Source organism: Streptomyces sp. NPDC024632 (genome assembly GCF_055559175.1).
This window is the reverse complement of record NZ_JBVHLD010000002.1, coordinates 548,948-574,972: the sequence shown is the minus strand read 5'-3', so window position 1 is coordinate 574,972 and position 26,025 is coordinate 548,948. Positions and strand designations below refer to the sequence as shown.

Annotated in this window: 18 protein-coding genes; 5 read left to right on the top strand and 13 right to left on the bottom strand. The window is 72.2% G+C overall.

The genetic code is table 11. The features are described 5' to 3' along the window. Nucleotides 1-47 precede the first annotated feature (47 nt). From ACZ37P_RS05870 to ACZ37P_RS05825, 10 genes are all read right to left on the bottom strand, one after another. A complete protein-coding gene (locus tag ACZ37P_RS05870) occupies nucleotides 48-2,150 on the bottom strand; it encodes a hypothetical protein (protein ID WP_467345039.1) in 2,103 nt (700 codons plus the stop codon). A 297-nt stretch (nucleotides 2,151-2,447) separates the two neighbouring features. Beyond that, nucleotides 2,448-2,741: a lactococcin 972 family bacteriocin gene (locus ACZ37P_RS05865; protein ID WP_355336333.1), complete on the bottom strand. Its 294-nt coding sequence runs from the start codon at nucleotides 2,739-2,741 to the stop codon at nucleotides 2,448-2,450. A 692-nt stretch (nucleotides 2,742-3,433) separates the two neighbouring features. Beyond that, entirely contained in the window at nucleotides 3,434-4,087 is a 654-nt protein-coding gene (locus ACZ37P_RS05860; RefSeq protein ID WP_467345038.1) for a class F sortase, read from the bottom strand. A gap of 8 nt (nucleotides 4,088-4,095) precedes the next feature. Then, on the bottom strand, nucleotides 4,096-5,013 hold the full coding sequence (locus ACZ37P_RS05855) for a DUF4397 domain-containing protein (protein ID WP_391042900.1): 918 nt from the start codon (nucleotides 5,011-5,013) through the stop codon (nucleotides 4,096-4,098). A 337-nt stretch (nucleotides 5,014-5,350) separates the two neighbouring features. Next, entirely contained in the window at nucleotides 5,351-6,688 is a 1,338-nt protein-coding gene (locus ACZ37P_RS05850; protein WP_467345035.1) for a hypothetical protein, read from the bottom strand. Nucleotides 6,689-7,248: 560 nt separating this feature from the next. Continuing rightward, a complete protein-coding gene (locus ACZ37P_RS05845; RefSeq protein WP_467345034.1) occupies nucleotides 7,249-7,434 on the bottom strand; it encodes a hypothetical protein in 186 nt (61 codons plus the stop codon). A gap of 246 nt (nucleotides 7,435-7,680) precedes the next feature. Beyond that, nucleotides 7,681-8,556: a geranyl diphosphate 2-C-methyltransferase gene (locus ACZ37P_RS05840; protein ID WP_355336343.1), complete on the bottom strand. Its 876-nt coding sequence runs from the start codon at nucleotides 8,554-8,556 to the stop codon at nucleotides 7,681-7,683. 63 nt (nucleotides 8,557-8,619) lie between these two features. Then, nucleotides 8,620-9,675 (bottom strand): family 2 encapsulin nanocompartment cargo protein terpene cyclase, encoded by a 1,056-nt coding sequence (locus tag ACZ37P_RS05835; RefSeq protein ID WP_401310128.1) that lies wholly within the window; start codon nucleotides 9,673-9,675, stop codon nucleotides 8,620-8,622. 71 nt (nucleotides 9,676-9,746) lie between these two features. After that, nucleotides 9,747-11,192, bottom strand: a complete 1,446-nt coding sequence (locus tag ACZ37P_RS05830; RefSeq protein WP_467345033.1) for a family 2B encapsulin nanocompartment shell protein — start codon at nucleotides 11,190-11,192, stop codon at nucleotides 9,747-9,749. A 368-nt stretch (nucleotides 11,193-11,560) separates the two neighbouring features. Then, nucleotides 11,561-12,367, bottom strand: coding sequence for a DeoR/GlpR family DNA-binding transcription regulator (locus ACZ37P_RS05825; protein ID WP_355336345.1), 807 nt, complete (start codon nucleotides 12,365-12,367; stop codon nucleotides 11,561-11,563). A gap of 72 nt (nucleotides 12,368-12,439) precedes the next feature. Between ACZ37P_RS05825 and ACZ37P_RS05820 the strand changes: the two genes are divergently transcribed. The 3 genes from ACZ37P_RS05820 (at nucleotide 12,440) to ACZ37P_RS05810 (ending at nucleotide 17,066) form a co-directional block, all read left to right on the top strand. After that, complete coding sequence (locus ACZ37P_RS05820; protein WP_467345032.1) at nucleotides 12,440-13,759, top strand: MFS transporter; 1,320 nt, start codon at nucleotides 12,440-12,442, stop codon at nucleotides 13,757-13,759. A 198-nt stretch (nucleotides 13,760-13,957) separates the two neighbouring features. Beyond that, the gene (locus ACZ37P_RS05815; RefSeq protein ID WP_467345030.1) at nucleotides 13,958-15,253 is read left to right on the top strand and encodes a quaternary amine ABC transporter ATP-binding protein; all 1,296 of its coding nucleotides are present in this window, start codon (nucleotides 13,958-13,960) and stop codon (nucleotides 15,251-15,253) included. Further along, nucleotides 15,246-17,066, top strand: a complete 1,821-nt coding sequence (locus ACZ37P_RS05810) for an ABC transporter permease/substrate binding protein (RefSeq protein WP_391162545.1) — start codon at nucleotides 15,246-15,248, stop codon at nucleotides 17,064-17,066. The genes ACZ37P_RS05815 and ACZ37P_RS05810 overlap by 8 nt, the downstream gene beginning before the upstream one ends. Nucleotides 17,067-17,270: 204 nt before the next feature. Here ACZ37P_RS05810 and ACZ37P_RS05805 read toward each other — a convergent pair whose 3' ends face one another. The 3 genes from ACZ37P_RS05805 to ACZ37P_RS05795 all read right to left on the bottom strand — a co-directional run bounded on the left by ACZ37P_RS05805 (nucleotide 17,271) and on the right by ACZ37P_RS05795 (nucleotide 21,556). Further along, entirely contained in the window at nucleotides 17,271-17,726 is a 456-nt protein-coding gene (locus ACZ37P_RS05805; protein WP_355336440.1) for a flavin reductase family protein, read from the bottom strand. Between the two features lie 74 nt (nucleotides 17,727-17,800). Then, nucleotides 17,801-20,170, bottom strand: a complete 2,370-nt coding sequence (locus tag ACZ37P_RS05800) for a tetratricopeptide repeat protein (protein ID WP_467345027.1) — start codon at nucleotides 20,168-20,170, stop codon at nucleotides 17,801-17,803. 105 nt (nucleotides 20,171-20,275) lie between these two features. Next, nucleotides 20,276-21,556, bottom strand: coding sequence for a hypothetical protein (locus tag ACZ37P_RS05795; protein WP_355336355.1), 1,281 nt, complete (start codon nucleotides 21,554-21,556; stop codon nucleotides 20,276-20,278). A gap of 621 nt (nucleotides 21,557-22,177) precedes the next feature. Here ACZ37P_RS05795 and ACZ37P_RS05790 point away from each other — a divergent pair. Next, on the top strand, nucleotides 22,178-25,423 hold the full coding sequence (locus tag ACZ37P_RS05790) for a helix-turn-helix transcriptional regulator (protein ID WP_467345025.1): 3,246 nt from the start codon (nucleotides 22,178-22,180) through the stop codon (nucleotides 25,421-25,423). Nucleotides 25,424-25,598: 175 nt separating this feature from the next. After that, nucleotides 25,599-25,952 (top strand): beta/gamma crystallin domain-containing protein, encoded by a 354-nt coding sequence (locus ACZ37P_RS05785; protein WP_355336359.1) that lies wholly within the window; start codon nucleotides 25,599-25,601, stop codon nucleotides 25,950-25,952. The last annotated feature ends 73 nt before the right edge of the window (nucleotides 25,953-26,025 follow it).

The window sequence follows — 26,025 nt, the reverse complement described above, 5'->3', positions numbered from 1 at the left end:
CAGGCACACTCCTGCTCGGTGGAGGAATTCCGTGGGCGCGGCCGGGCTCAGGTCCCGGTCGCGCCCTCCTTCACGATGCGGCGGTGGAAGTAGGCGAGGGCGAGCAGCACGGCGGCCAGTTCGAAGACGACCAGACCGCTGATGACACCGAGGTCGAGCGCGGTCAGCCGGGTCGGCTCGAAGGTCGCGGGCTCACCGGCGGCGGCCAACTGCCGCAGGTGCTGGCGCTGTTGCCACGCCTGGAACGGCACCCGGGTCGCGAAGATCACCGCGATGGCCACCTCGACGGCCAGGAGGAAGCGGTGCGAGGCGACGTACCGCCAGCCGCTGACGTGCTGGGCGAAGATGCTCTGCGCGTTCTTGCGGGCGTAGATGAGGCAGACGCCGACCGCGGCGATGAGGAGCACCATCGCGGCGATGACCAGGTTGAAGATCTGGACCCGGAGTTCGGTGAGCGCCTTCCTGAGGTCGAGGGCGGTCTTCTCGCCCACCGGACTCATGGAGTTCACGTAGTCCTGGAGGTGTTCCGCGCGGATGCCCGCGGTCACGTCGGCGGGGTCGGGGAAGACGACTCCGGCCTGTGTCGCGATGGCGGTGTAGGCGTCGTCGGTGAGGAAGCGCGATCCGTTGGGGACGACGATGACGACCGGGTCGCGCACCATGGATCGGTCCTCGGCCGCGTCGTGGCCCGAACGGTAGGAGTACTCACCGGTGTTGTAGCCGAAGACGCGCTGGCCGCCGCGGGTCGCCGAGACCTTCATGGGGACGCGCCCGGTGAGGTCGGGATCGATGATCGCCTCGGCGGCCTTGGTGATCGCGGGGGCGTCCGACGCGAGCGTGTCGGGGATCAGCAGCCGTACCGCGCGGGCGTCCGCGGCCGTCGCGCTCCCGGCCTGCGACGCGTAGCGCCGCCCCGCCGGGTCGACCATCGGCTGCCGTGCCAGATAGGTGTCGTTGACGACGAGGATCTCGCCGGAGGGCAGGTGCTCACCGGGCGCGGACATCTGGAGGTCCCGCCGCCCGGCCACGATCACCTCGCCCCGCGCGTCGGCTCTGCGCAGCCACGGCCCGACGTGCTGGTCCAACTGGTCCATGTGCATGGCGAATGCGCCGCTGAGCCGGATCGACACGGCGTCGCCCACCGCGTGGTACGCGTCCCGGTTGTCTTCCCGGGTGAGAACGTCGCGGCTCGCGAGCGTGGCGTTGGTGGCGATGCTGAGCGCGAGCAGCAGCGCCGGGACACGGACCAGGTAGACGCTCAAGGACGCGGCTCGGGACGGGAGTTCGCCCTTGAGTGCGGGCAGGACGCCGACCTTGAACGTCAGCGCGAGCGCCGCCGCGTGCGCGGCCAGGACGACGGCGGCCAGCAGGACGGCGAGGACCGCGGCCACGGCGGCGAACAGGCCGAGCCACGCGAGGCCGTTGTAGAGGCCGAGGAAGGTGAGGACCGCGGCCGCGACGACGGCGGCCGACAGCGGCCAGAAGACGGCGAGCCGCCGCAGGTCGCGCAGCAGGATGCCGGTGAAGGACATGCCCTGCATGCGCAGTACGCCGTACGCCCGCGCGTTGAGCAGCACGCTCGCGCCGGTCATCGTCAGCGCCGCGAGGGCGACGACGTAGAAGGAACGGAAGAGCGAGTCGTTCTTGTACCGGTCGATCAACCCCCGTGCGGACAGCGGGTGGCTGACCTCGACCGTCATGCCGAGGTGCGTGAACTCCAGCCGCAGGGCGTCGGCGGCGCCCGCCGGCCCGAAGACGTAGTACGTGCCGCGCGGGTCGAGTTGGCCGACGTCGGCGAGCGGGTGCACGCGGGTGGTGAAGTTCTCGCTGAACGCCGGGTAGCCGTGGTCCAGCCACTTCGCGGTCCGCGTACCGGTGCCGCCGGGCGCGAGGTACAGGTGGCGGACCGTGTCGGGGTTCTTGAGGTCGGGCACCTCGCGCGCGACCCCGACCCCGTGCCGCGCCGCGAACGACTCGACAGCCTGGACGACGTGGGGCGCGCTCGTCGATCCGTCGGTGTCGAGCACGTCGACCATGGCGGAGTTGCCCAGCACCCCGTCCTCGTCGAGTCCGCGCACGAAGAGGAAGGCCAAGACGGCGGAGAAGGCCAGAAGGGCGGCGTGGACGACTCGAATACCGCGATGCAGCATGGTGATTCCTCGGTTGAGGGCGCTCGGGAATTCAGACGGGCGTGACGGCGTGACGGCGACGTACGGTGTACCGGCTGTTCACGGCTTACGGCTTACGGCTTACGGCTTACCGCTTACGGCTACGGCTCACGGCGGGCGCGGGAGTGGCGAGCGGCCGTGGAGGAGGTGACGTCCCCGCCTCCACAACCGCGCCGGATCACCCGGCCGTTACCACCCGGCGGCTACCGCCCGACCGCTACCGCCCGACCGGTACCGCCCGGCCGGTCAGCCATGACCGGCCCTCTCGCTGACGGAGGGTCAGCAGGACGGGTTGTAGTAGTAGCTGACCGAGTTGCCGTTCAGCCCCGCGGAGGCCAGGGACCATACGCCCTTGGCCGTGCAGCCGCTGCCGAACACGACGGTGCCGATCTTCACCGACGACGCGTGCTTGTTCGTCGGGTGCTTGTAGTTCGACCACGCGGTGTTGGCGCCGTGGTCGTAGCTCCACTTGCCGCCGCCGACGTCGACCGAGGTGGCCAGGGCCGGCGTGGCGGCGGCGAAGCTGAGGGCGACAGCGGCGACGGCGACCTTAATTCCGGTTTTCTTGTTCATGAATGAACTCCGCTTTCTCGTGGGCTTGATCGGACGAGGCAGAACCCTGGCACACATTCAGTTGCACTGGCAACCATGAAATTGCGCTCCGGGAATTGCCTGTCGCGGGCGGGTCGGAACGGTCCGCCCATGCCTGAATCCACCGGCGTCAGCGGGCGGCGACGGCGGTGGTCGGCAGGCGAATGGGAAGCGGGAATTCCGCACCGCGCGATGTTCGGCCGCGGGCCGGATTTCGGGCGGTACGGGGTACGTGGACGCCCGGCGCGGGCGGGCGGGCGCCGGTGCGGACGGCGACGCGTCAGGCGGTCGCCGCAGCGGGCCCGTACCGTTTCACGTGCTGCGCTGCGCCGATGGTCGGTCTTCTGATCCCACGCATGTGTGCTCCCCCGTGCCGGTGCCGGGTGGTCCGCGGCAACCCGGCCGACGATAGGCGCGGATCCGGCCGACCTCGAATCCCGTACCGAGGCTTGGCGCGTTCTCGGCGGTATGCGGCTTGAATCAGATCCGGGAAACGGCCCTCCGGCGCGGAATTCCGGATTCAACTTGATTCACGCTGCAAGTAAGGTGTGGCATTCCGTTTTCCGCGAAGTACGGCTATCCGGAACGGCGTTGCGGGAATGTCAGACCGCTCCCGCGGAACGCATTCGGAATCCTCACGGCGCGCTGTGTCGCGGGGGACGAGGCGGGCGGCCTCAGGGCAGGAGGCGGGCGAAGACGACGATGTTGTCGAGGTAGGTGTGGCCGGTGAAACGGCCGCCGCAGGTGATCAGGCGGAGTTGGGGGTCGGGGCGCGGGGCGTAGACGGCCTCGGTGGGGAACGCGTCCTTGGCGTAGCTCCGGACGGACGTCACCTGGAAGCGGACGGTCCGGTTGTCGTCGAGGGTGACGCGGATGACGTCGTTGACCCGCAGGAGTGAGAGACGGGAGAAGACGGCGGGGCCGCCGGGGGAGTCGACGTGGCCGACGAGCACGGCGGGGCCGGGGGCACCGGGGACCGGACCCGCGTCGAACCAGCCCGCCCGGCTCGGCCGCGAGGGGGTGTCCAGGGAGCCGGAAGGGGTCAGGCCGAGCGGTTCGAGCGGGGTGTCGACGTCGATGGCCGGGATGGCGAGCGCGCGGGGCCGGGCGGCGGTCGCCTCCGTCGGGGCCACGGGCCGGCTGACGACCCGGCCCGGCTCCGGGGCGACCGCCCCGACGGCGGCGCGCGCGTGGCCGGAGCCCGGCCGCGTCCCCAGATTCGCGGCGAGGCCGACGGCGCCGCCCGCGACCGTCACCGCTCCGAGGACGGCGAGCGCCCCGGCCGCTCCCCGATGACGCGGCCGGGGCCGTGCGTGTCGCGGCGCCATGACGCCGCTCAGCCGCGCCGCAGTCGGCGTACCGACAGCACCAGCAGGCCGGAGCCGATGACCAAGGCGGCTCCCCAGCCGACCAGTTGGGGCGTACGGGAGCCCTCGGCCGCCGCCTTCCGCTGGTCGAGACCGCCGAAGCCCGCGTCCACGCCGCCGTGGGGCTGACGGCTCGGCCCCGCGGAGTCGGTGAGGTCGAGCAGGCCGGGCGCGGAGCCGGTGGAGGACAGGACGACCAGCGTGTGCGTGCTGCGGCCGGTCAGTTGGACGGTACGGGAGGTCGTCGCGGCCCCGGCCGAGACCCGTACGGTCGTGCTGCCCGCGGACACCGTGCGGTACGGGGTCGAGGCGGGGAAGCGCAGCGAACCCTGGTTCAGCGCGGCCACGTGGACCGCGACGGCGGGCTGGCTCAGCGACGCCTGGATGACCCGTACCGCGGCCTGGCCCTGCGGGGCCGACAACTGGTCGGAGAGCGTGCGCAGTTGCAGCGCCGAGTTGGGGCCGAGCCCGGCGACGGTGTACGCGCGGCCCTGCACGACCCGCACGGTCGAGGAGATGACCGGCGACACCGACGCCGGGTCGCCCGCCTTGCGCATCGCGACCGTGTACTGGCCGGTGGCGACCGACTCGTACGGCGAAGCGTGCCCGTACGACACGCTCTTGAGCACCATCGCGGCCTTCGATCCGCCGAAGGGGTAGAGGTAGACGTCCACCGGCGGCGTACCGGGCGAGAAGTGCGCCAGCCGCAGCCAGCCGCCGGACCAGGCGGGAGCCGCCGACGCACCGGCCGCGGCCGGGCCCGCCAGCACAGCGGCGCTGAGCGTGAGAACGGCGGCGGCGCCGAGCGCGGCGGCCCGCGACGAGGATCTGGACGACGGTCTGGACGACGATCCGGTGCGCGCGGTCGCCCGCGGGAAAAGCCTCATGCGAAGTCCTTCTGACGGGCGGATGCGCCGATTGGTCCGGCGTTCAGGAGCGGGTCGGAGTCGGGGGCGGGGGCGCGGTCTGGGCGTGTGTCGGTGCGGGGCGGGGTCGGGCCGTCTGACGGGCGGGTGTGCCGGCCGGCTCGGGGTTCAGGGGCGGGGTCGGGGTCGGGGCCTGTGTCGGGGCGGCTCGGGGCCGGGCCGCCCAACGGGGTGTGCCGATTGGCCCGGCGTTCACGGTCGAGCCGGGGGCCGGTACGGGGTCGGCTTCGGCGTTCACGGTCGAGGTCCGGGTTCGGGCCGGGCCCGGAGGGCTGCCCGTGCGGGGGCGATGCGGCGTTCACGACGGGGAGTTGGCGCTGACGAGGCCGTCGGGCGCGGGCTGGTCGTACAGCACGGTCAGGACGGCGGGGGTTCCGGCGCCGCCGGTGCGGGCCGCGGTCCGCAGCGGCCGGTAGGGCGGCTGCTGGGCGTCGACGAGGGCGCGCAGCGCGGCGGCCTGCGGTCCGCTCCCCGTGGCCGGGGCGCCGTCCACGCGCGAGATCGCCACGCCGCCGCGCGGGACGTCGGCACCGGCGCCGGGCGCGGGCGCGTCGAAGGACGCGACGGTGAGGGCGTGACCGCTGCTGAGGACGGCGAGCAACGCGCAGACGCGCAGGTCGACATGACCACTCGTCAGAAGCGCGCGCGTGCCGCCTTGGAAGGTGATCCGCTGGTTGGCGGCGAGCGCCGCCCCCGAGAAGCGCCGCTCCGCGCGGTCCGCGGCGGCCACGCGCTCGTACGCCGTACGCCCGGCGTGGGCGATCGGCAGCACCTCGGCGCGCTGCGCACCGGCCGCCGCGTCGGTCCCGCTGCCGCTGCCGCTGCCGGGCCCGCCACCCGCCCCGTCACCCGCCCCGGCCCCGTCACCCTCATCCCCGCCGAACACGGCGAGCGGCTGCGGGCCGGTCAGATCCCGTAGCGCGTCCCCCGCCATCGCGCGCAACGGGCCAGTGACGACGGCGACATCGGCGCCGAGCAGCTGCTGCGGAGAGGAGGTGACGGTGAGCGTGGAGCCCGCGGGGAAGCCGTGCGACACGAGCGCGGCGCAGACGGCGACGTCGCAGGCGACGACGTGGGTGGGGCCGATGTGCCCGGCCACCCAGGCCGCGACGGCGTCGCGGATCGGCGGCGGCGTGGACGGGGAGACCGACGCGGAAGACGACGCGGACGACGACCCGGACGCGGACGCCTTCGGATCGACGGCCGCCGTCGGCCGGTCGGAGCCCTCGGTCCCGGACCCGGTCCCGGAGCCGCCGCGGTCGCGCAGGACGACCACGGCCGCCGCGGACACCACCGCCAGGACGAGCACGGTGACCGCGAGCGCCCGGCCCCGGTGCCGCCGGGCGGCCCGTTCGCCGGGCGCGGCCGGCGCCTTCGGCCTCAGCCCGAGGTGGCGCCGGACGAAGGACCGCAGGGTGTTCCAGTAGATCCGGAGCCAGGACGGCTCGTCGGGGCCGCCGGGTCTGGGAGGTTCACCAGGCCCCGACGGCCCCCCGCCCCCGGACGGTCCCGCGGCCTTCCCCTCCCGGGCCGCGGGTTCGAGCCCCGGCACCAGGCCGGGCGGCAGGCCGAGCGCCGGTCCCGGCGGCCGTGGCCGCCGTACCGGTGTGCGGGGCTCGAAGAAGTTCTGTGACATGGACCGCTCACGGGTTGGAAGGGGAACGGCGCCCGCGCGGCGGTGACGACCGCCGCCCGGACGACCGGGACCGGGGCGTCACGGGCTGGTGCCCGCTTCCGCGAAATCGGCCTCCCCCCTGAGGAAGCCGACTCCGCAGCGCCTCGGAGCGAAAGGAATCCAGCCCGAATATCAGCACACTTGAACGAAACTGACAAGCCCTCTCACTTTCCGTTCAATCTCGGACACGGAGTGAATCCCGAATATGCCCGATGCGATCAAACGTGCTGGTCAGCGCGGCGAGAGTGGTGATGATCATTACGGTGATCCTTTTACTCGCGAGTAATTCACTCACGCACCACAAAGCTCATCGGGAGCGTCCCGGTATTCGGGCACGACAAATTCCGGACGCGGGCTGAATGGGCAGAAATTCAGCAGATCCCGCGGTCCGGAAACGACACCTCCACAGCTCAGTGGAGGTAAGCGGCAGGCCCGGTCCTTCCCGTACGACGACCACACGGAGACGCTCTCCTGCCCCGTATTCGGAGCCGCTCCGGCCGCGGATGGGTCGCCGGCCAGGATCAGTCGGGGAGCACGACGGTTCGCCGTGCGGCGGCGATCAGGGGCCGCCCGATGTCGGCCTCCGGCTCGCTCGCGGCGGTGAACCGGCAGGTCTGGACGCCGTGTACGGCCAGGAACACCGTGTCCACGTGCGGCGACTCGATCGTGGCGAGCGGCAGCGCCCCGCCGTGCACGCGCCGCAGCACCCCCCCGCTCGTGGAGCGAACGCGAACTGCGTCGCCTGTGCCTGCGCCTCCCCGAGATCCGGGCCTCCACGCTCGCCGACGAGGGCGTGGCCCTGCGCGCCCTGCGCCTGGCCCTGGACGAGGTCGACCACCGCCTGTTCGGTACGGGCCTGTCCGCCCCCCTTCCGCCGCGCCGCCACTGACCCCGGAACCCCGGCTCGTGTTGGTCCGAGCCGGGGTCCCCCCGGAGGTCTCGCGCGCCGAAGGTCAGACGCGGTCGGCGACGATCATCAGGTACTGGAAGCTGCCGTTCTTGTACGCGGTCAGGAAGGCGTCCTCGACTCCGGTGACCAAGTGGTCCGCGGATTTGCGCAGTTCCCAGTACGGGATCGTCGCGGCCGTCAGGTCCTCGACGTGGGTGGGCACCAGCCGGTGCTTGGCCATCGCCTGGAAGTACGCCGAGCGCGGGTGGATGTCGCAGATGTAGTGGGCGTTGATCAGGGACACCTCGCGGGACGCGCGCCCGTATGTGTCGTTGTAGCAGCCGGTGATGACGACGTAGCGACCGCCGCGGCGCAGCAGCCGGGCGTGCTCGGCGAAGAGCAGGTCCAACTCCACGTACATCGTCGACTCGTTGTTCCACGACGCGGCGTAACCGCCGGTCTGGAAGCCGGTGTCGAGCATGTTGCGGTGGTGGTAGCGGACCTTGCCGTCGATACCGCGCGCCCGCGCCTGCTCATTGGCGAAGTCGGCCTGCTTGGTGGAGAGCGTGACGCCGTCGGCGTGGCACTGGTAGCGCAGATTCGCGGTGACGCTGCCGCCGCCGCGCCCGCAGCCGGCGTCGAAGACCCGGTCCTCGGGGCTCAGCGGGCCCAGGTGCTTGGCGAGGAGTTCGGCCTGGGCGTGTTCGAGCCGGTGCAGTTCCGTGGTGATCAGATCCCGGCGCCTGGCGGGGTCCGTCTCGTCGAGTACGGACCAGTCCACGTCGCCGACACCGTAGTGGTGGTGGTACAGGTCGTCGATCCTGCCGAGTTCGAGGTTGACCGGATTCTGTTCGGCGTTCCAGTAGTCCGCGACGCGGGTCTGGTACGTGGACTGGGCCGGAACCGGTGCCTTGGCGACGCCGGGGTGCGAAATGGTCAACGCTGACTCCTCTTGGTACTGGGATCGGTCATCGTGCCGTGGAGCGGGTGAAGCAGCCTGCGCCTACCAGTAGTTGGGCAGGCGGTATCGGTGGGTGTTGGTCGCGTGCCATTCGTGGTTGCCGGCCACCCAGTCCGACAGCCCGCGTGCGTACCGCGCGACCAGCGGTGACGTCGCCGACGCGGCGGCGGCCTCCTCCTCGAAGGAGCCCATGATCCGGTTGTGGATCTCGACGCTCTCCAGATAGGCCGCCTTGAGGCCGCATCCCTCGTTGGCGGCCACGACCTGCGGCAGATTGAGGTGCGTCGGGTCGCCCTCCAGCTCCTTGGTGAAGGAGTAGAGGTCGTTGACGATGGTCGTCGCGTTGCAGGCCAGCGCCGTGATCCGCTGGATCTCCGGCCGCGCGTAGACGGCCTCGGGCAGCTCGTACCCGTCGACCGCGTCGATGATCGACAGGCAGGGGCGGAAGTTGTTGAACTGCCGCATCACCAGGTATTCCCACACCTGCGGGACGAAACGCTTCTCCGCCCAGGCCGCTTCGGCGAGATAGCCCAGGTGCAGCCGGGCGATGTCGTGCATGAAGCGGGTGGTCTGGCTCGGGGTGGCGAACTCCGCGTAGTCCCTCATCGCCCAGTGGTACGAGCGCAGGGGCCCGTCCGCCTGCATGCCGAGCCGCCACTGGGCCTCGGACTCGGGCGTGCCGTGGTGCGGGTCGATCGCCGACTGGGCCATGAGCAGCGGCCCGCCGAGGCCCTGGTGGGAACCGCCTCTTCCTTCCTCCTCCTCGCAGTAGCAGGAGTCCACCAGGTTCTCGGCGAGCAGCAACTCGCCCGCGACGGTGAGCCGTTCGAGGTCGGCGGCGCCCGGATGCTGGAGCACCACGGCCCGGCCGAACTGGAATCCCGCGAAGTCCCCGTTCCACGCGGGCGGGAACAGGTCGAGGCCGCGCGCCCACTCCTCGAGCCGCCGGTCCACCTCGTCGACCTTCGCCTGGTCCACGGGCGGCGCGGGCTGGTACCTGAGACCGGGAACGGCCCCGGTGCGCCGGGCCTTGAGCGTCCGGGTGAGATTCTGCGGACCGGGCAGTTGCCGGGGGACGGTGGGGGTGACGGTGGCCACCGTGGTGGCCGCCGCCCGCGACACGTCCGTGTCCGGGGGCGCGCCCGTCGCGTGGTCCACGCTCGGCCCGGTCACTCGACGGTCCTGCCGAGCTGGACGTTCTCCAGGATGCCGACCGCGTCGGGCACGAGGATCGCCATCGAGTAGTAGGCGGTGACCAGATAGCTGATGACCGCCGTCGTGCTCACCCCCATGCGGCGCATGTTCAGGCCCGGTTGGAGCTGATCCGGCAGCGCGGTCGGAAGCAGGCCGACCACGCCCTGGTCGTCCTCACCGGTACGCAGCGCGATGATGCTGCTGGTGTGGTGCGCGGTGACCGGGATCTTGCCGCAGGGCAGCAGCGGCACACCGCGCCAGGCGGGCACCGCGTGCCCGTTGACGTCGGCGAGGCCCGGCATCAGACCGCGCTTGCTCACCTGCCGGAAGAAGGCGGTGATCGCCTTCGGGTGGGCGATGAGGAAGCGGGTGCCGCGCCGCATGGACAGCAGTTCGTCCAGGTCGTCCGGTGTCGGCGGCCCGCTGAAGGTGCTGATCCGCTGGTCGTACTCGGTGTTGTGCAGCAGCCCGAAGTCGCGGTTGTTGACCAGCTCCCACTCCTGGCGCTCGCGGATCTCCTCGATGGTCAGCTTGAGCTGCTGCTGGGTCTGGTCCATCGGGTCGTTGTAGAGGTCCCCGACCCTGCTGTGCACGCGCAGCGTGGTCTGGGTCAGCGACAACTCGTACTCGCGCGGGGCCAGTTCGTAGTCCACGTAGCCGCTGGGGATCGACGGCTCGCCGCGGTGCCCCGCCTGCGTCGGGACGTCCGCCTCGCCGCGCCGGTTCGTCGGCCGTCGCTGCCGCTCGGCGTACGCGGCCAGGTGCGCGGCGAAGGAGGGGACGCGGTCGGCGACTTCGGCCACGACGGTCCAGGGGACGGTGAGCAGGACGGCCGCGGTGTCGGCCCGCGCCGAGGACGTCCACCGCGGCTCGTCCTGGCCGATGGCCTCGTCCCCCAACTGGCCCCCGTCGGTGACGACTCCGGTGACCGCCTCCTCCCCGTACTTGCCCTCGGTGTACCGGGTCAGCCGTCCGCGGACGACGAGGTAGGTGTCGGTGATCGGCTGCCCTGCCGTGAACAGCGCTTCTCCGGCGTGCACTTGGCGGACCTCGTAGCGGCCGGCCAGTTCCCGCAGCACGTCGGTGTCCTGGTAGCCGCGCAGCGCCGGGAGTTCGGTCAGCGTCTCCGGGATCACCCGGACGTCGTCGGCGCCGTTCTGGTCGAAGCTCACCCTGCCCTGGCCGACGTGGAGTTGGAGCCTGCGGTTGACGCGGTAGGTGCCGCTCGGGACGTCCACCCAGGGCAGCATCCTGAGCAGCCAGCGCGAGCTGATCCCGCGCATCTGCGGTTCTGACTTGGTGGTGGTGGCGAGTTGCCGCGCCCCCAGGGTGCTGAGGCTGGTGAGCCGCGCGCCGTCGCCGGGTGCGGCGGGCGGCGGCTCGTCGGTCGTGGGGCTGATGGTGCTTTCCGAAGCGGGCACTTTGCCTCCGGGACGGGGAACAGAGCTGTGCGCACAGGCCGGTTGCGGACCGGACGGCCCGCGGGACCGAACGGCCCCGGGACCGGACGGCCCACCGCACGGGAACCAGCGAAACAGCCCGGGGCGCCGTCCCGGTACGGCGCGCGGGGGGCGACTTCGCGCCGCGAGTGGTGCAAACCTTCCGGCCGGGGCGGGAAGGGGCGCGCGCCCCCGCGATCACCTCAGCCCGCCGCCACAACGCCGCCGCCAGGCGTTTTCCCCACCCTTCACGGGTTCGGGTGATCCCCCCGTCGCAAGGTTTCACCCCGGCGCGCCCCCTGCCCGCGCGCCGTTCGCGGGAGGCGGGAAGGGCCCCCGAGGGACACGTCTCAGACGGTGTGGACCGTGACTCCGGCCGCCGCGAGGGCTTCCGTCTCCTCGGCGGGGGCCGCGCCGTCCGTGACGACGGCGTCGAGGGCGGTCGGCGCGGCGACGAACGCCAGCGCCGTACGGGAGAACTTGGCCGCGTCGGCGACGGCGATGACCCTGCGGGCGGCGGAGATCGCGGCGCGCTTGACGGCGGCGTCGGCGAGGTCGTAGGCGGTGAGGCCGTCGGCCGCGGTGAGGCCGCAGCAGCCGATGACGGCGGTGTCGAAGCGCAGGGAGGCGAGCGACGCCTCGGTGAGCGGTCCGGTGAGGGCGAGTTCGCCGGGGCGGGGCTCGCCTCCCGGCAGCAGCAGCTTGACGTGGGCGGCGCCGGTGAGGGCGTTGGCCGCGTGGAGGGACAGCGGCATGACGGTCAGGCGCCGGTGTTCCAGGGCGCGCGCGACCTCTAGACATGTGGTGCCGCTGTCGAGCACGACGGACTCGCCGTCGGTGAGCATCTGCGCGACGGCGGCGGCGATCCGCCGCTTCGCGTCGCTCCCGTCCTGCGCGCGCAGCGCGAACGGCGGCTCCTCGCCGCGCAGCAGCAGGCTCCGGGCGCCGCCCCGGTAGCGCTCGATGACGCCCTGCTCGGCCAGCGCCTCCAGATCGCGGCGGATCGTCATCTCGGAGGTGTCGGTGAGTTCCGCCAGGTCAGCGACGCTCATCCGGCCCGCCTCGCGCACGGCCTCCGCGATCCGCCGCAGCCGTTCCGCCGCCCCGGCGTGCGCCGCGCCGCCCGTTCCCTCAGTACCGCCCGCCGTACTCGCCATGACGCAATCGAACACCCGAGATGTTCGGATTGCAACTTTACAAACAGAGAATCTGTTCGTTACGTTCGAACCATGGAGAGATCCCTGCGGGCCGGACGGCTGGCCACCTTCGCCTTCTTCGCTCTCAACGGCTTCGTCCTGGGCATGTGGATCGTGCACATTCCCGCCATCGAACACCGCGTGGGCATCAGCCACGCCGTGCTCGGCTGGCTCCTTCTGCTGCTCGGCGGGGGCGCCTTCATCGGCATGCAGCTCGCCGGGCCCCTCACCGACCGGATCGGCTCCCGCAAGGTCGTACCCGCGAGCGCCACGCTGTGCGCCGCGGCCGTCGTCCTGCCGGGCCTGGCCACCAACCCGTGGGCGCTGGCCGCCGCCCTGTTCGTCTTCGGCTTCGGCAACGGCTCCCTCGACGTCAGCATGAACACCCACGCCGTCCAGGTCGAGCACGGATACGCCCGGCCCATCATGTCCGCCTTCCACGCCGTCTTCTCGGTCGGCGGCGTCATCGCCTCCCTGCTCGGCGCGCTCACCTTGAAGCTCGGCTGGAGCCCGGCGGTCACCCTCGGCGCCGCGGCCCTGGTCGGCCTCGCCGTCATGGCCCTGGCCGCCCCGGCGCTGCTCCCCAAGGAAGTGGCCGAGCGGGCGGACGCGAGCGCGGCCACGGATACGGCCACGGGCGCGGCGACGGCCACGGGTACGGATACGGCCACGGATACGCCCAAGGCGGCGGCCAAGTCCGCGCGCAAGACCCCCTCCCGTATCTGGATCCTCGCCGCCCTCGCCCTGATGCTCATGCTCAGCGAAGGCGTCGCCAACGACTGGAGCGTGCTCCACCTGCGCGACGTCCTCGACGCCCCGCAGGCCACCGCCGCCCTCGCGTACGGCGCGTTCGCCACCGCGATGACCGTCGGCCGCTTCCTGACCGACTCGGTCGCCGCCCGCGTCGGCACGGTCGCGGTCCTGCGGTACGGCTCCGCCCTCGGCGCCGTCGGTCTCGCCACGGCCGCGCTGTCCAACAGCGTCCCGCTGGCCCTCATCGGCTGGACGGTCTTCGGTATCGGCCTGTCCGGCTGCATCCCGCAGCTCTTCAGCGCCGCCGGCCACGCGGACAAGGACGCGGCGGGCGCCAACGTCTCCCGCGTGGCGGGCCTCGGCTACCTCGGCATGCTCGCGGGCCCGGCCGTCATCGGCCCGCTCACCCACTTCATGCCGCTGAACGCCACCTTCGCCCTGCCGGTCGCCTTCTGTGTCATCGCGAGCGTCGCGGCGGGCACCCTGAAGCCGGACGCGGAGCCGGACGCGGAGCCGGACGCGGCGGTCGAGACAGGCGCGGCGGCCGAGACGGACACGATGACGGAGACGGACGCCGCCAGTGCGCCGCACGGGGCCTGAGTGTCAGGCGGGGCTGACGAGCCCCCTGCGTTCTTGGACACGATCCGGTCACAATGAGCTGCCCCGCAAAGCGACATCAAATCGGGCATAGAGGACCGATTTAAGCCGTCTTGTTTGCGCTGCGTGTGACCTCGGGTAGGCGGCGACGCGGAGTCGGAAGGTTCGGCTCCGCTCTGTCCCCTGCCCCGAAAGGCCACCGTGACACAGCTCGTCGTCGAGCACGTAAGCAAGATCTTCGGCAGAAGGCCGAAGGAAGGAGTACGTCGGCTTCAGGAAGGCGCCGACCGCGAGAAACTGAGGGAGGAAGGGACGACCGCGGCGGTCGTCGACGCCTCCTTCACCGTGGAACCCGGCGAGATATTCGTCGTGATGGGCCTGTCGGGATCGGGCAAGTCCACCCTGCTGCGCATGCTGAACGGTCTGCTGGAGCCCACCTCGGGCAGGGTGCTGTTCGACGGGCGGGACCTCACGGCCCTGTCCGCGAAGGCCCTGCGCGACCTGCGCTCCCGCAGGATCAGCATGGTCTTCCAGCACTTCGCGCTCTTCCCGCACCGCAGCGTGCTGGAGAACGCCGCCTACGGCCTCGAAGTCCAGGGCCGCCCGCGCGAGGAGCGCGAGGCCAAGGCCGCCGAGGCGCTGGCGATGACCGGCCTCAGCGGCTGGGAGAAGTCCTGGCCCGACGAGCTGTCCGGCGGTATGCAGCAGCGCGTCGGCCTGGCCCGCGCGCTGGCCACCGACGCCGAACTGCTGCTGATGGACGAGTCGTTCTCCGCGCTGGACCCGCTGATCCGCCGCGACATGCAGGACCAGCTCCTCGAACTCCAGCAGCGGCTGCGCAAGACCATCGTCTTCATCACCCACGACCTGAACGAGGCCATGCGGCTCGGCGACCGTATCGCCGTCATGCGCGACGGCCGGATCGTCCAGATCGGCACCGCGCAGGACATCCTCACCGAACCGGCCGACGACTACGTGGCCAGCTTCGTGCAGGACGTCGACCGCTCCCGTGTGCTCACCGCCGCCTCGATCATGGAGGAACCGCGCGTGATGGTCAGCCCGGACGACGGGCCGCGCGCCGCGATGAGCGTCCTGCGCGACGACCACGCGTCCGCCGCCTTCGTCGTCGAGGGCGGGGCCGAGGGCGGTCGCAAGCTGGTCGGCACGGTCACCGAGGTCAGCTGCACGCAGGCTGACAACGATGGCACCGTGCGCGACCTCATGGACACCGACTGCGTGACGACCCAGGCCGACACCCCGCTGTCCGGCCTGCTCACGCCCGCCTCGCGGACGAAGCTGCCGCTGGCCGTCGTGGACGACGACGGGCGGCTCACCGGAGTGATCCCGCGCGTGGCGCTGCTCGCGGCGCTCGGCGACCACGAGGACGAGACCGCGCCCGAATCCGGGACCGTCGATTCCGCGCCCGAATCCGGCTCCGTCGAGTCCGGCTCCGTCGAATCCGGGTCCTTCGAAGGGAAGGAGGCCGCCCGTGCCTAGGATCCACCTCGGTAACTGGGCGGAGGACGCCGTCAATTGGCTGACGGACCACCTCTCCTGGCTCTTCGACGCGATCAGCAGCGTCGTCAACCACATGTACGACGGCGTGGAATGGGTGCTCGGCGGCCCGCCGCCGCTGCTCATGGCGGCCATCCTCGCGGTGATCGCGCTGTGGATGCGCGGCCTCCCGGCGGGCGTACTCGCCTTCCTCGGCTTCGCGTTGATCGACTCCATCGCGCAGTGGGACGAGGCGATGCAGTCGCTGTCCCTGGTCGTCGTCTCCGGTGTCGTGGCCCTGCTGCTCGCGGTGCCGCTGGGCATCTGGGCGGCACGCAGCCGGACCGCGAGCATGGTCGTCCGGCCGGTGCTCGACGTCATGCAGACGCTGCCCGCCTTCGTGTACCTGATCCCGGCGATCATCTTCTTCAGCCTCGGCACGGTCCCGGCCGTCATCGCCTGCATCGTCTTCGCGATGCCGGTCGGCGTCCGGATGACCGAGCTGGGCATCCGGCAGGTGGACGAGGAACTGGTCGAGGCCGCCGACGCGTTCGGTACGTCGCCGGGCCGCACGCTGATGCGCGTGCAGTTGCCGCTGGCGCTGCCGACCATCATGGCGGGCGTCAACCAGGTCATCATGCTGACGCTGTCGATGGTCGTCATCGGCGGCATGGTCGGCGCCGAAGGGCTCGGCTCGACCGTCTTCGGCGCGATCAGCCAGGTCAACATCGGCCTCGGCTTCGAGGGCGGCATCGCGGTGGTCATCCTGGCCATCTACCTCGACCGGATCACCGGCGCGCTCGGCGACCAGGTCTCGCCGCTGGGCCGCCGCGCCCTCGCGCTGGCCCGCGCGAAGCTCCCGACGCGCGGCCTGAGCGTGCTGCGCTACCGCCCGCGCCCCGCCGTCGGCCTGTCCGCCGTCGTCGCGCTCGCCCTGATCGCCTGCGGCACCGGCATCTTCGGCGGCGACTCCGACGACGGCCCCGCGACGGCCGGTTCGGCGGACGTCGGCAAGGGCCGGACGGTCAAGATCGGCTCCTTCAACTGGGACGAGTCCATCGCGTCGGCCAACCTGTGGAAGGAAGTCCTGGACTCGCGCGGCTACAAGGCCCAGGTCAACACCTACGACCCCGGCGCCGCCTTCACCGGCCTGTCCACCGGCAACTTCGACTACCTCACCGACGCCTGGCTGCCCACCACGCACGCGTCCTACCTCCAGCAGTACGGCAAGGACTACGCCGACCTCGGCAAGTGGTACGACCAGACGTCCCTGGAGGTCTCCGTCCCGTCCTACGTCAAGGGCGTCTCGTCCATGGCCGATCTCAAGGGCCGGGGCAAGGAGTTCGGCGGCAAGATCATCGGCATCGAGCCGGGCGCGGGCGAGATGAAGCTGCTCAACTCCACGGTGCTCAAGGGCTACGGCCTCGACAGCGAGTACAAGGTCGTCAGCAGCTCCACCTCCGCCATGCTCGCCGAGCTGAAGCGGGACTACGCGCAGCACAAGCCGGTCGCCGTCGTCCTGTGGTCCCCGCACTGGGCCTACAGCACGTACGAGCTGACCAAGCTCGCCGACCCCAAGGGCCTGTGGGGCAAGGCGGACTCCATCCACAATCTGGCCAACAAGGGCCGGGCGGACAAGCTGCCGCAGGTCACCGCCTGGATGAAGGACTTCCACCTCACCGAGGAGCAGCTCAGCTCCCTGGAGGCCGACATCCAGTCCGCCGGCCAGGACAACACGGCGGCGGGCGTCAAGAAGTGGCTCGCGAAGAATCCGGGGATCGCCGACAAGATGGCGCCGGTGACCGCCACCGGCTGACCCCCCGTCAAGCCGACGACGCGGAAGAGGGGTTCGCAGAATCCGTACCGCATCGCGCCCGGACAGCCGGGGGCGCTCCAGCCGGGCGCCGAGCCGGTCGACCGGGGCGGACGGCCCGGCGGGACGACCGTACGGGTACTCCGCTGTCCACCGAACGGTGGACGGGGAGCCCGCGGGGTCGTCCCGCCGGGCCGTCAACACACCCTAGGGAAGCGCCAGATGGACGAACGCGCCGTCGTGGTGGATCAACGGCCGGGCGGGGGAGGGGGCGTGGGTGGCCTCGACGACCCGGCCGATGGCCAGGGCGTGGTCGCCGACCGGCACGAGCTGGACGAGGGAGACGATCAGCGCGGCGAGGACGTCGTCCAGCACGGGCAGGCCGCGCGGCCCCCGGTGCCAGGCGGTGGCCGCCCCGAATTTCGCGGCCCCGCCGTGGGCGAAGCGCCGGGCGGTGTCCTCCTGGCCCTCGGCGAGCAGGTGGACGGCGACATGGCGGGCGCTCTCCACAGCGGTGAAGGACGCCGCGTGCAGGCCGACGGTGAAGGAGACCAGCGGCGGGTCGAGGGAGACCGACGTCAGCGAGGTGGCGCAGAAGCCGACCGGCGGCCCGGCGTCCTCGCCCGCGGTGATGACGGCGACGCCCTTCGCGTGCTGCCGCATCACCGCCCGGTAGAGCCCGGGCCCCACACCGGCCTCCAACTCCGGTACGGAGGCGGGCGCCTCGGCGGACGCGGTCACGCCGCGCCCTCCCGGCCGCTCGGTACGGACTCCCGGCCGACCGCTGCCGACTCCCCGTCGCCCGGCACGAACTCCCGCATCCGCTCGGCGATCTCCTCCACGAAGGGCGACGCCTCGCCCTCCCCGTAGGCCGCCAGGTGGTCGCGCCAGTCGGCGAAGGCGCCGTCCGTCTCGCCGAGCGCGAGGCGTACGGCGCCGCGCCGGTAGAGCAGGTCGGGGTCCTCGTCGGCGAGCGCCGGGATCGCGATGTCCAGGTCGGCCAGGGCCCGTTCGTACGCGCCCAGGTCGTACAGCGCCAGCGCCCGGTTGCCGCGCAGCACCGGGTCGTCGGCCAGCTCGATCGCGTGGTCCAGATCGTCCACGGCCTCCGGCAGCCGCCCGGCGGAGTACGAGAGCACGGCCCGGTTGACCCAGGCGGCGACGAACGACGGGTCGGACTCCAGGGCGGCGGTGAAACTGGTGAAGGCCGCGTCGACCTGCTCGGACTCGGCGAGCAGAGTCCCCTGCGCGCACAGCAGGTTGGCGTTCTTGGAGTCCAGCGCGAGACCCGCCTCGACGTCCGCCGTCGCCTGCTCGATCTCCCCGAGCGCCATCAGCAGGTCGGCCCGGTTGACGAGGGTGTCGACGTGGCCGGGGTCGAGGATCGCCGCGTAGTCCAGATCGCGCAGCGCGGCTTCCTCGTCGCCCAACTCCCGCAGCAGATCGGCCCGGTTGAAGTGCGCCTCGTGGAACGGCGGGCTGAGCCGGATCGCCTCGGCGTAGTCGGCGAGCGCCGCGTCGAACTGCCCGTTGGCGCGCCGCCCTCCGGCCCGCTCGAAGTAGTAGTCGCCGTAGTCGGGGTCGCGGCTGATCACCAGGTCGTAGTCGGCGAGCGAGCCCTCGTGGTCGCCGCGCGCGGCCAGGATCTGCGCGCGGTTGTAGCGCAGCACCGAGCGGTGCAGAAGCTGCTCGTCCGGGCCGAGATCCTCGTCCGTCATCGCGATGGCGTCGTTGACCAGCGCCAGCGCCGCGTCCAGGTCGGCGCGGTGCAGCTCGACCAGCGCCTTCGCGTTCCGCATGAAAGCGCCCACGAAGACCCGGCGGTGCGGGTCCGGGTTCCAGTCCGCGATGGCGATCGCGGTGTTGACCCACTCCAGCGCCCGCATCTCGTCGTGCATGCCCTTGGGCAGGTGGCGGGTGTAGAGCATCGCCATCATGTAGCAGCTATTCATGTGGATCTCGGGCTCGGTGCTGCCCGACCGCAGCTCGGCGAAGTACGAGAAGCCCTTCTCGCCGCGCCGCAGATACGACAGGCACGCGCCGATCTTGTTGGTGAGGTTCCAGTACGGCTTGGGCCGCGCGTCGCCGAACAGCGCCCGCCCGCGCTGCGAGATCTCCAGCGCCGCCTCGTAGAAGCCGCTGTCGAAGCAGGACTCGCAGGCGTCCACGAAGGCGGTGCCCGCCCCGGCCGCCGGGTCGGTGCCGTGCTCCAGGTGGTACAGGTGCGCGCCCAACGACACACCCGGCTCGGCGCGTTCGGCCAGCAGCTCCGCGCGGGCGCTGTGCCGGGCGGCCCGCTCGGCCGGGTCCAACGCCTCGTAGGCGGCGATCAGTCGCGGGTCCTTGCTGGTGCCGTCCGCGTCGATGTAGAGCTGCGCGAGATCGGCGCCCGCCAGGTGCTCGTCCAGGTGCTCGTCCGGCCGCTCGTCCGGCCGCTCGTCCGGGGTCCCGGCCGATTCCGGCGCGGCCCGGTCGGCGTACGTGCGCAGCGCCTGCCCCAACTCGTCGTCGGCGAGACCGTCCGTCTCCACGACCAGCCGCAGGACGGTCGGGTCGCAGCGCCGCAGCAGGACGGAGACCAGCTCACGGTCGGTGGGGTCGGCGTCGTCCAGCTCACGGAAGCGGATCACCGTACCGCCGGGGCGGACGGTACGCGCCCAGTCCGTCAGCAGCTCGGCGACGCCGTGCGAGACGCGCAGCGTACGGGCGACGGAGTAGAAGCGGGTGCGCTCGGCGCGGCTGGCGAGCGCGGTCAGCGTCTGCGGCGCGATCGGCACCCGGGGTGCCAGGTCGGGTGCCAGCGAGATCACCTCGGTGGCCCGCGCGGCAATGAACTCGTCGTGCTCGCCCGCCAGTTCGGGGATCACCGCGCGCAGCAGGGCCCCGCCCCCGGTGTACGGGCCCCGCAGCCGGCGGTGACAGCGCACGTCGATGTCGGGCTCGGGCGCGGGCGGGAGGTCGCCGTACGTGACGGAACCGGCCGGGTCGGCGGGGTCGGCGGCGGTGCAGGTGGCGGCGACCCAGCAGTGCCGAGGCGGGGACGAGGTCATGAAGTGCTCCTTGTGGTCCTGGAGTTCCTGGGAGTTCCTGAGGTTCGTGGGGTTCATGCGAGCTGAGCGGGGCGAGCGAACAAAGCGGGGTGAGCGAACAAAGCGGGGGAAGCGAGCTGAGCGGGGGAAGCGAGCCGAGCGCTCCAAGAGGAAAGGCGTGCTTTAAGCGACGCCTGCGATTTCCGGCTCCTGGCCGTTCGGGCCCTGCTCCTCTTCCCGTTCCGAATCCCCACGGGATTCCTTCGCGGCGCGCCGGTCCCGTACTGTCACGTAAAGCAGCAGCCCGAACTGGAGTGCGGTGAGGCCGACGAAGCTGATCGCGTCGAGAATCCCGCTGGTGGCCGTCCCGGAATCGCTGAAGCGGTTGTTGATCTGCGACCAGAAGTGCACGGTGGTCGGAATCCCCGCCCACAGCAGGCTGCCGAGCGAGAATCCGTAACCGACCACCAGCATCGGCGCGTACCAGCGCGCCATCCGCCGGTCGCGGTCGGACCATTCGGCGTCGGGGTCGGCCACCGGGGGCGGCCTGCGCGTCCAGCGGCGGAAGAGCGTACGCACCTGGAAGCGGGCGGCGTTCTGGAGGTCGGAGCAGCGCAGGGCGTTGGTGAGGACGTAGTAGAGGTCGGTCTCCAGGTAGAACATGAACTGCCACAGCAGCCGCATCACACACGTGAAGGAGATCGCCAGCATCAGGGCGGAGAGCCACGCGGGGCCGTGTCCGCGCAGCGCCACGGCCAGCAGCGTCAGGCCCGAGATCAGCACGGCGTCGGCCAGCATCCCGGCCACGAACGGCAGATAGCGCCGCTTGCGCTCCACGCTGAACAGCGAGTCCAGCCGGGTCTCGGCGACCAGGTAGTACAGCCGGCGGCTGATCGTGAGCGTGGACGGCAGCCCCAACCGCCGCCCGGACAGGGCGTGATAGCCCTCGTGCACGAGGATGCAGGGGATCTGAACGACCGTCAGGGCGATCGGGATGAGCGCGAGATGGTCGGTGAAGAACACGTCGTGGTACGAGGGCCGCAGCGACGAGTCCCTGATCATCCAGGCGGCGGCGGTCACCATCAGCGCGAGGTAGACCAGCCAGGCGGGCCAGGAGAACGTCCAGGCGCCGAGCCGCTGCCAGCGCACCGGGCCGGCCGGCTCGTCCTCGCCGTCCCCGCGCAGGAACCCCAGATCGGCCAGGACGTCGAGGAAGTCGTCCACGTCCAGCGGCTCGCCGCAGGTCCGTTCGTACCAGGCGGCCACCTCGGCCACCGGCACCCCGGCCTCCAGCATCCGCAGCGCCTCAGCGCCCTCCTCGGGGAAGACGGCGTACGAGGCGGTGTCCGGACGGCCGACCATCACGCCGTCGTCCTCGGGGATCATCGTGAGCTTGTGCAGCAGGACCGCGCCGCCGCCGCCGTCCGGCGCGGTCGTGGTGCCGTCCGACGAGGTCACGGTCATGCGGGGTGCCTCTCTACGGGGAAGTCGGTGACCGGAGCCGGTCACCGGAGCCGGGGCCTGCGCGAAGTGGTCAACAGGGCCCGGCTCCGGCGGTGTTGCTAGAGGGCCGAGCAGCAGTAGTACGCGGAGCTGGTCAGGCGGATGGTGCCGGCCTTGCGGATCGACATCTTCTTCATGGGGTTTCCTCCTCCCGGTTCCGTCGAGCGGTCTTCGGCCGCGGCTGGCCGCCGGGCCGAACCGGGCCAACTATGCGGTGGTAAAGCGCTCGCGCACGTCTGCAACATGACGTAGGCGCGTATGTGGGAATTGACTAGATGTACTCGTCCACGACCGCCGGGTGACCCCTTTTCGGCGTATACCCGTGTACGGCCGGGGACTTCACGGATTTCTGTTTGCGACAGATACGAGACCGCCGCCGGGGCGCGGCGCGGGGAATCACGCCGGGTTCCCGCCGCGTCCGGTGAGCGAACACCGTCCGCCACCAGGCACCAAACCTTCACGCGGCCTTTGCGGAACGCCCGTACCGGCCACGATGAAAATGGGCCGGTTTCGCTCCGCCCCCGATGGCAGCTTCTTCGCTTCGCCGTCGACACACCGCTGCCGCGTGCTCACACTGCGCACATGACCAAGTCAGCGCCCTTCGTCGGGCGGTACCCCGAGAAGCGCGCCGCCGTCGCCGCCTTCGACCGCGCGGCGGCCGGCCAGGCCCAACTCCTCCTCGTCACCGGCGAGGCGGGTCTCGGCAAGACCCGCCTCGTCCAAGAGCTCGCCACCCTCGTCACCACCGCCCCCCGCCACGCCCGCCTCCGCACCGGCGACTCCGTCCCCCTCACCGGCCCCACCCTCGCCTACGGCCCCTTCATCGCCGCCCTCCGCGACCTCTTCGCCTCCGGCGCGGCCCCCCACCCCGCCCCCGGTGCCGCTCCACACGAGCGCGAACCCTCGCCGGACGGCGGCGCGCGTTCGCCGGGGAGCTTCGGGGGTGCGGCCGGTCCGTCGGACGGCGGTCCGCTGGCGGACGGCGTGGCCGGTGGGTCCGGCCGTTCCGGCGCGGGGAGGGGGTTCGGCGATGCCGGGGTCGGCCCCGCGCCCGTAGCCGGGGGTGCTGCGCGAGGGCGCGGGGGCTTTGACGGGTGGGCTGAGACCGGGCCGGCCGGTGGACGGGGCGCGGCGTACGCGTTCGGTGGGGGGCGGCCGGCCACGCGGCAGCGGGTGTTCGAGCGGGTGCTGGGGGTGCTGGGGGAGATGTCGGCGCGAACGACGCTGGTGCTGGTGCTGGAGGACCTGCATTGGGCGGACGCGTCGACGCGCGATCTGCTGGCGTTTCTGGCGGTGCGGCTGAGACGACAGCCGGTGCTGATCGTGGCCACGGTGAGGGAGGAGGAGCTGACGGCGGACGCGCGGCGCTGGTTCGCGGAGCTGGGCCGATGTCCGAGGGTGACGCGGCTGCGGCTGAGCGGCTTGGCGGACGCGGAGGTCGCCGAGCTGGTGACCGCGCTGCTCCCCGCCGACGCGGACGCCGCCGACGTGGCGGCGGCCGTATCGGCGGCGGAGGGAAACCCGCTGTACGCACAGGAGTTGGCGCGGGCGGCCCGCCCCTGGCCGCCCGCGTCCATCGCGGAAGTGGTCCTCGCCCGCGTGAGCTGCGTGGACGCCGACGTCCGCGAGGTCATCGACCAGATATCCGTGACCGACGACGGCATGACGCACGAACTCCTCGCCGCCACCGTCCCCTTACCCGAGCGAACGCTGCTGGCCGCCGTGCGCCGGGCCGTCGAGCAGCGCCTGCTCACCTCCACCGAGGACGGTTACGCCCTCCCGCACGGCCTGATCCGCCAGATCCTGTACGCCGACCTGCTCCCGGGCGAGCGCCGCCGCCTGCACCGCCGTTACGCGCACGCCCTCGCCGCCCGTACCGCCTCGGACCCCGCCCTCCTGGCCCGGCACTGGCACCTCGCCGACTGCCCCGCCCGCGCGGCCACTTCGGCCCTGACAGCCGCCCGCCTGGCCGTCAACGCCCGCGCGTACCCCGAGGCCCACCGCCTCTACGCCCTCGCCGTCACCCTCTCCGACCACCTCTCCGAGGCCGCCGCCACCTCTCTCTGGCCGGAGGCCGCCCGCGCGGCCAGCTACGCGGGCGAGCCCCAGAGCGCCACGGAGTACGTCACCCGCGCGCTGGCCCTGTCGGCGGGCGGCGGCCCGGCCACCCTCAACACACCACGCCACGGCCCGCGTTCCGCCGAGGCGTACCGCGCCGACGGAAGCCACGCGGCAGCCGCCGTACAAGGGCAGGCACACGCACAAGCACACGCAGAAGCGCAGGCACAGGCACACGCACAAGACCGCGCCCGCCTGCTCGAACGCCTCGGCGCCTACCGCCGCGAGGCCGGAGACCCCTGGGGCGCCATCGCCGCACTGGAAGAGGCGCAAGGGCTCCTGGCCACGGCGCCCGAGGCGACCGGCGCCCTCGAAGCCAGAGTCCTGGCGGCGGCGGCCGACATGCGCGTCCAGGTCGGCGACCCGGACGGCGCGCTGCCGCTGGCGCAACGGGCCTTACGGATGGCCGAGCGCATCGGCGCCCTCGCCGAGCACGCCCACGCCCTCACCACCCTCGGCATCGTCCGCGCCCAGCGCGGCGACCTGGAGGCGGGCCTCGAAGCCCTGTGCGCCGCACGCGACTTGGCCCGCCGTACGGACTCCGTCGAGGATGTCCTGCGCGCGGCCAGCAACCACATGTACCTGCTCTGTACGGGGGGCCGCTTCGCGGAGGCGCGCGAAGTGGCCCTGACCGGACGCCGCGCGGCCAGCGAACTCGGCGCGCCGCCCCCGCTCACCGCCGTCCTGGACTTCAACACGGCCGCGGTCCTCGTCGCCACCGGCCGCTGGCCGGAGGCCGACCAGCTCCTGGCCGAACTCGTCGGCCAGTCCAGCGCCCACATCACCCGCTATCTGCACCTGCTCCAACTGGAGTTGGCCGTCGCCCGCGGCGACCGCCGCCGCACCGCGGAACTCACCGCCGTACTCGCCGAAGCCCCCGACGACCCCCGCCTGCTCGGCCCCTGCCACGCCTGCCAGGCCGAACAGGCTCTGGACGCGGGGGAGTTGGCGACGGCCGCCGACCACGTCCTGCACGGCCTGCGGGCCGTCGGCGGCGGCGCTCTCGCCGAGGAGGAGATCCGGCTGCTCGCCGACGGCGCCCGCCTCGCCGCCGAACTCGCCCTGCTGCCGGGCCCGGTACGCCCCCACGGCCTGCCCGCCGCCTGGGACGGCTCCGCCGTGACCTTCGCCGAACGCGCCGCCGCCATCGCCGCCCGCCACTGCGGCGAACCCGTCGTCGCCGCCTTCGGCGCCCTCGCCGCGGCCGAACACTCCCGCGCCGACGGCTCCGACGACCGGGCGACCTGGCGGCAGGTCGCCGACGCCTGGCGCGCCGCCGACCAGCCCTACCGCGAGGCGTACGCACGCCTGCGCGAGGCCGGGACCGCGATCCGCGCGGGCCGCCGCGAACAGGCGGGCCGCGCCCTGGCCGCCTGCCTCGGCCTGGCCGAACCCCTGTCCGCAGCACCGCTGTTGCGCCTCGCCCACGAACTGGCCACCCGCGGCCGTCTCACCCGGCCGCCCGACCCCACGACCCGGTCCGTCGCCGCCCAGGCCCGCCTCGACCTCACCGAACGCGAGGCCCAGGTCCTCGCCCTGCTCTCCCGCGGCGAGAGCAACCGCCAGATCGCCCGCTCCCTCTACATCAGCGACCGCACCGTCGCCGTCCACGTTTCCCACATCCTGGAGAAGCTCGGCGTCCGCAACCGCACCGAAGCCGCCCTGGTCTACGCGCGTACGGACCGCCCCCGCCCCGAGCCCGCCCCGTAACCAATCGCGCCCGGAACAAACACACCTTCGCTCGATCGAGTCAAAAACCGACGACATCGCTCCGCTTGCCGCATTTGCCAGAGGCATCACACCAAGATCGGCGGCGGGCCGCCTCCTGGCCCGGAGAAGCGAGCGAGCCGGGCCGGGTGCCGGGCTCCGTGTGAAGGGGATTTGCGTGATCTCGAAAGCCAAGAAGGTCATCGGCTCGATGACCATGGCGCTGGCCGCCGCCGCCGCGCTGACCGTCGCCGTGCCGAGCGGCCCCGCCTTCGCCATCGACCACGTCGAGTGCGTCGGCGGCGCGGACTACCTGAAGATCTACTCGCACCTCAACGGCCGTGACAGCGTAGACTGTTACGCGAATTCGGGCCGGACCGACTTCGGCGGCTGGTGGGTCGACCGGATCGTCACGGGCAACAACGACCTGATCTACTACGACGTCAACGGCGACTCGGTGCGGATCAACCGCTGGACCGACATCACGTTCCCGAACCGCCCTCCGCGGGTCAAGAGCATCCAGATCCTCTGAGCCCGCGAGTCTGCGAGTCCGCGGGCCCGCGAGGGTACGAACCGGCGGCCGGGCGACGTACGGCGCCCGGCCG

Coding starts and splice junctions, on each gene's coding strand:
- ACZ37P_RS05825 (WP_355336345.1), bottom strand. CDS start 12,367: ATGGCGAGTACGGCGGGCGGTACTGAGGGAACGGGCGGCGCGGCGCAC.
- ACZ37P_RS05800 (WP_467345027.1), bottom strand. CDS start 20,170: ATGAACCCCACGAACCTCAGGAACTCCCAGGAACTCCAGGACCACAAG.
- ACZ37P_RS05860 (WP_467345038.1), bottom strand. CDS start 4,087: ATGGCGCCGCGACACGCACGGCCCCGGCCGCGTCATCGGGGAGCGGCC.
- ACZ37P_RS05820 (WP_467345032.1), top strand. CDS start 12,440: ATGGAGAGATCCCTGCGGGCCGGACGGCTGGCCACCTTCGCCTTCTTC.
- ACZ37P_RS05870 (WP_467345039.1), bottom strand. CDS start 2,150: ATGCTGCATCGCGGTATTCGAGTCGTCCACGCCGCCCTTCTGGCCTTC.
- ACZ37P_RS05855 (WP_391042900.1), bottom strand. CDS start 5,013: ATGAGGCTTTTCCCGCGGGCGACCGCGCGCACCGGATCGTCGTCCAGA.
- ACZ37P_RS05795 (WP_355336355.1), bottom strand. CDS start 21,556: ATGACCGTGACCTCGTCGGACGGCACCACGACCGCGCCGGACGGCGGC.
- ACZ37P_RS05790 (WP_467345025.1), top strand. CDS start 22,178: ATGACCAAGTCAGCGCCCTTCGTCGGGCGGTACCCCGAGAAGCGCGCC.
- ACZ37P_RS05865 (WP_355336333.1), bottom strand. CDS start 2,741: ATGAACAAGAAAACCGGAATTAAGGTCGCCGTCGCCGCTGTCGCCCTC.
- ACZ37P_RS05805 (WP_355336440.1), bottom strand. CDS start 17,726: ATGCGGCAGCACGCGAAGGGCGTCGCCGTCATCACCGCGGGCGAGGAC.
- ACZ37P_RS05850 (WP_467345035.1), bottom strand. CDS start 6,688: ATGTCACAGAACTTCTTCGAGCCCCGCACACCGGTACGGCGGCCACGG.